At 32.6% G+C, this 930-nt stretch carries 1 protein-coding gene; it reads right to left on the reverse strand.

Features of this window, described 5'->3' with window-relative positions; translation table 11 throughout:
• Nucleotides 1–19 precede the first annotated feature (19 nt).
• The gene (locus HMPREF0518_RS04870; RefSeq protein ID WP_003626695.1) at nucleotides 20–724 is read right to left on the reverse strand and encodes an NUDIX hydrolase; all 705 of its coding nucleotides are present in this window, start codon (nucleotides 722–724) and stop codon (nucleotides 20–22) included.
• Between the last annotated feature and the right edge of the window lie 206 nt (nucleotides 725–930).

A 930-nucleotide genomic window follows, 5' to 3' on the forward strand; every position in this document is an offset into this window, starting at 1 on the left:
AAGCTTTTACCTCCCTGCTCTACACTAATTTAAATAATTTTGGTGGCCTGCCAGAGCGTTTAGCGGAAACAGTTCCGACTTCCTTGAATATCTTTTTGTGTGTTTTCTTAAAATTAGAATTATCAATTTTATCAACGCTGGTTTGTCTAAAAATAGCGTAAACTTCTCGTGCTTGTCTTAAGGTGAAAGTTGGACCTAATATTTGTAAAATCGTTGGTTGATAATCAAGCTTATTGTTAATTCTTTGAATAGCTGTATTAATGATCTCTGCATGATCAAAAGCTAATTTCGATTTAGCGTCAAGTTGCAATTTAATTTGATCATTCATTAAAAAGAATTTCTTTTCTTTAAAGTTAAAAGAAAACCAACGTGCTTCAATAGCTCCATAATCAGCTTTAAGCTTGGGCATGATTGGTAAAAAGGTCATATATGCCAAAGCTAATGCTCTTTCACCGGTTATTCTTTTAGGATTGGTGAAAGTAGCTAATTGTTCTGTTGCACTATCTGGAATTAAAACACCAATCTTATCTTTAATTAAGCGAATACAAGCAGCTTCGGCACTCTCGTTGCTTCGCAAAAGTGTTTCAGGCAATGCCCAACTTTTCTTGAATGGGTCACTAGCTCTTTTGACAAGTAAAATCTGTGGTAAATGAGTCTTGGAATTAAAACTCCATATAATATTTGTAATAGTAATTAAAGGTCGAGCAACAATTTTTTCAGGCATAATTTCACTTCCAATTTTAGTGTCTCTTAGTTAATTTTAGCTTAATGAAATCAAAAAAGGAATATAATTTAACATCTGCCAAGAAAAGAACTACGATGAATGTCGCTGAACAAAAAAGCCTTCCTCCTAGAAGCGTAATAAACAATTTATTATATTTTCTTCATATATTTATTTAGTCAAAAGCAGTGGTCAAATTTGATAACTGG

It is taken from the genome of Lactobacillus helveticus DSM 20075 = CGMCC 1.1877 (assembly GCF_000160855.1).
GTDB lineage: Bacteria > Bacillota > Bacilli > Lactobacillales > Lactobacillaceae > Lactobacillus > Lactobacillus helveticus.